Source organism: Cellulomonas sp. P4_B5_2 (assembly GCF_056402235.1).
Map to the genome: position 1 here is coordinate 1 of NZ_JBFUHU010000322.1, position 4,326 is coordinate 4,326.

Annotated in this window: 3 protein-coding genes; all 3 read right to left on the minus strand. The window is 73.2% G+C overall.

The window, feature by feature from the left end:
• The coding region (locus tag AC1DUQ_RS18490; RefSeq protein WP_477074311.1) for a UDP-N-acetylmuramoyl-tripeptide--D-alanyl-D-alanine ligase at window positions 1-930 on the minus strand (930 nt) is incomplete at its 3' end.
• Complete coding sequence (locus tag AC1DUQ_RS18495) at window positions 927-2,504, minus strand: UDP-N-acetylmuramoyl-L-alanyl-D-glutamate--2,6-diaminopimelate ligase (RefSeq protein ID WP_477063075.1); 1,578 nt, start codon at window positions 2,502-2,504, stop codon at window positions 927-929. The genes AC1DUQ_RS18495 and AC1DUQ_RS18490, both read right to left, overlap by 4 nt.
• Before the next feature lie 49 nt (window positions 2,505-2,553).
• Window positions 2,554-4,326: peptidoglycan D,D-transpeptidase FtsI family protein (locus AC1DUQ_RS18500; RefSeq protein ID WP_477074312.1), on the minus strand; the 1,773-nt coding region annotated here is incomplete at its 5' end.

Below are 4,326 nucleotides of genomic sequence, written 5' to 3' on the forward strand. Positions count from 1 at the left end.
GCCGAGGGCGTTGTGCACGTGGTGCTCACCGACGAGCCGCAACGTGACCTGCGCGGTGCTCTCGACGTCGCCGCGTCGCACGAGCGTGAACGTCGCGCGGCCGCTGCGGTCGAGGCGGACGTCGCGCACGCCGACCGTGGCCTGCGGCGCGGCGCCGAACGTGACGACCTCGCCGGGGGCGAGGTCGGCCATCGCGGACACGCGGGGGTCGTCGGCGTTGAGCACCGCGACGCCGTCGGACACCAGGCCCTGCACGATCTCGGACTTCGCGACGGCGACCGCGTCGATGCCGCCGAAGCCGCCCAGGTGGGCGTGGCCGACGATGAGCACGACGGCGACGTCGGGCGGCGCGATGTCCGTGAGGTAGGTGAGGTGCCCGGGGCCGCTGGCACCCATCTCGAGCACGAGGAACCGCGTGGACTCGTCGGCGCGCAGGACGGTCAGCGGCAGCCCGATCTCGTTGTTGAACGAGCGCACCGGCGCGATGGTCGGCCCAACGCTGCCGCACAGCTGCGCGAGCAGGTCCTTGGTGGTCGTCTTGCCGACCGAGCCCGTGATGCCGACGACGCGCAGGCCGCTGCCGCCGGGCTCGAGCGCGGCCTCGCGGAGACGCTCCAGCACGACGCGGGCCAGGTCGCCCAGGGCACGCTCGACATCGTCGACGACGACGCTCGGCAGCACTGCGCCACCCGCCCCGATCACGTCGCGCGCGGCCAGGATGAGCGCGGCACCGCCGGCCATCGCCACGGCGGCGTAGTCGTGGCCGTCGACGTTCTCTCCCGGCAGGGCGACGAACAGCCCACCGGTGATGTCGTCGCGCGAGTCGACGACCACGGGGCCGCTGACGACGAGGGCAGGGTCGGTCGCAGCCGAGCCGCGCAGCACTCCCCCGGTCGCGGCCGCGATCTCGGCCGCCGTCAGGGCGATCACGCGTGCTGCTCCTGCCGGCGGGTGCGCGCTGCGAGCAGCACGTCGCGGTCGTTGTACCGGTGGAACACGCCGGCGATCTCCTGGGTCGGCTCGTGGCCCTTGCCCGTGATGATCACGGTGTCCTGCTCGGAGGCGAGGACGAGGGCGTCGCGGATGGCCTGCGCGCGGCTGGTGGCCTCGTGCACGTCGACCAGGTCCGGCCGCTGCGACCGGACTCCGTCGAGGATGGCGGATCGGATGGCCGCCGGCTCCTCGGAACGGGGATTCTCGTCGGTGACGACGATCACGTCGGCCAGCCGCGCGGCGATCTCGCCCATGATCGGGCGCTTGCCCTGGTCGCGGTCGCCGTCCGAGCCGAACACGATCACCAGCCGGCCCGGCGTGATCGGGCGCACGGCGTCGAGCGCGAGGACGAGCGCGTCGGGCGTGTGGGCGTAGTCGACGATGGCCAGCGGGAAGCCGTCACCGCGCTCGATGACCCGCTCCATCCGGCCGGGGATCTCGTGCGCGACGGCCACGGCGGCGATGGCGGCGTCCAGCTCCACCCCGGCCGCGTGCGCGAGCACGATGGCCAGGGCCGCGTTGGAGACGTTGACCATGCCCGGCAGGGGGCTCGCGGCCGTGTGCTCGGCGCCGTCCGGCCCCCGGAGCGTGAACGACGAGCCGACGCCGTCCAGCCCGATGTCGGCCTTGACCACGGCCCAGTCGGCGTCGGCACCCTCGGGCTCGCCCGCGTGCGTGGCCACGGTCTCGACGGGGATCGGCGACTCCGCGGCCAACCGGCGGCCCCACTCGTCGTCGACCACGACGACCCCGCGCCGCGCCTGACCGGCAGCGAAGAGGCGTGACTTGTCGCGGAAGTAGCCCTCCATGTCGCCGTGGAAGTCGAGGTGGTCGCGCTGCAGGTTGGTGAAGCCGACGACGTCGAACGTCAGTCCACCCACCCGGCCCAGCGCGAGCGCGTGCGACGAGACCTCCATGGCGAGCGCCGTCGCACCCTGCTCGACGGCCAGCGCGAGGATCGCCTGCAGCGCCGGCGCCTCGACGGTGGTGCGGGGGCTCTCCACCGCGTCCTCGCCGATCCGGAGCTCGACCGTGCCGAGGACGGCGGTCGTGGCGTGCGCCGCGCGCAGGGCTGCGTCCAGGAAGTAGGTCGTCGTGGTCTTGCCGTTGGTGCCCGTGACGCCCACCGTGACCAGGCGCTCGCCCGGCGACCCGTGCGCCCACGCCGCGACCGGACCGGCGATCGCGCGCGGGTCGTCGGCCACCAGGACGGGCAGACGCGTTGCCAGACCGGAGTCCTCCAGGACCGCCCACCCGGCCTCGTCGGTGAGCACCGCCACCGCGCCGGCGTCGACCGCCTGGGCCGCGTACGTGGCGCCGTGCACCTTGAAGCCCGTCACCGCGACGAACACGTCACCGGCGACCACGTCACCGCTGGCGAGGCTCACGCCGGTCAGCTCGGCGTCCGCCGGCACCGGGGCACCACGCGTGACCAGGCCGAACGTCGAGACGAGGTCGGCGACCCGATGGGCCGCGGGATGCAGCGGGCGCATCCGAGCGGGGGTCGTCATGGGGAGAATCTACCCCGCGTGACACCGCAGGACGCCCGGAAGCGGGCGGTCACCACGTCGTCGGGAAGAGCGTCCCCGTGGTCCCCGAGGGGGCGACACCGAGCTCGCTGAGCGTGTAGCCGGCCACGTCCCGGAACACCGGCGCCGCGACCGTCCCCCCGTAGACCGAGGTCCGAGGGTTGTGCAGGATCACGGCGACCGCGATGCGCGGGTTGTCGGCCGGGGCGACGCCGATGAACGACGACGTGATGCCCTGGACACCGCCGACCCAGTTCTGCGCCGTCCCGGTCTTGCCTGCCACCTGGTACCCGGGGATCGCCGCGTTCGAGCCGGTGCCGTCGTCGACGACGCTCTGCATCATGGTGAGCACGGTCTTCGCGGTCTCCGGCGAGACCACCTGGGTCGTCGCGGGCGCCTCGGCGGGCGTGTAGGTGCCGTCCGGCGACGTCCAGCCCTTGATGATGTGCGGCTGTACGCGCACGCCGCCGTTCGCGATCGTGGCGAACACCTGCGTGGCCTGGACCGCCGTGACCGAGACCGCCTGCCCGAACAGCACGGCGAACTTGTCGCGGCGCTGCCAGGAGTCGACCGGGTGCAGGATGCCGTTGGACTCCCCCGGCATCTCGATGCCGGTCTTCGCGCCGAAGCCGAACTTGGACAGGTAGTCGAACCGGGTCTGGACGGGCAGGTTCTGGCCRATCATCACGGTGCCCGTGTTCGACGACTCCGCCAGGACGCCGGTGGTGGTCAGGCGCAGCAGACCGTGCTCGTGCGAGTCCTTGAACGTCTCGTGGCCGTCCGGGGAGTACGTGTACGGCACCTCCCACTGCGTGAGCGGGTCGGCGATCTTGTTGTCGAGGATGGCCGCCATCGTGATGACCTTGCCGGTCGAGCCGGGCTCGAACACGTCGGAGACCGCGCTGGACAGCGAGCCGGACGCCTCGCCGGGGTGGTTGGGGTCCACGGAGCCGGAGTCGGCGAGCGCGTAGATCTCCCCCGTCTTCGTGTCCATGACGATCAGCGACCCGGAGTCCGCACCGGTGGCGGCGACCTGGGCGTCGAGCGCCGACTGCGCCTTCCACTGCACGTCGGACAGGAGGGTCAGCTGCAGCGAGTCGCCCTGCGTCGCCGGGGTGTCCTGCGAGTACCCGCCGGGGATCGCCTGCCCCTTGCGCCCGCTCTCGTACGTCTCGCTGCCGGCCGTGCCCGTCAGGCGCGGGTTGAGCGACGCCTCGAGGCCCGCCAGCCCCACGCCGTTGGAGTTGACGAACCCGATGACGTTCCCCGCCAGCGTGCCGTTCGGGTAGACCCGCTCGGCCACCCGGTCCACGTTCACGCCGCTGAGCCCGAGCTTGCGGACCTCCCGGGCGACCTCCGGCAGCACGCCCTTGCGGATGTAGACGAACTGACGGTCGCCGACGAGCGAGCCACCGAGCTCGGCGGCGTTCATGTCGAGCAGGGGCGCCAGGAWCGCGGCGACGCCGGCCGGCCCGTCCGGGACGGGCGGGTTGAGCGTGCCCCGGAAGTCGGCGACGAGCTTCTGGTTCACCGAGATGTCGTAGCGCTCGACGGAGGTGGCCAGCGGCTTGCCGTCGGCGTCCGTGATCTCGCCGCGCCCGCCCAGGAGCGACACCGAGATGAGCCGGGAGTTGCGCGCCTCCTCGGCGATGGCGGACCCACGCAGCCCCTGGACGTAGACCAGGCGCCCGCCGAAGACGGCGAGCGCCAGGACCACGAGGACGGTGAGGAAGGCCATGCGACGGCGCGAGCCCGGCCGCACGGGCCCGGCCGGTGGTCTGCCGCCGCGGGTGCCGGGCGGGAC

Bases quoted from the DNA above. Each gene is read 5' to 3' on its own strand.
- AC1DUQ_RS18495 (WP_477063075.1), bottom strand. From the start codon at position 2,504: ATGACGACCCCCGCTCGGATGCGCCCGCTGCATCCCGCGGCCCATCGG.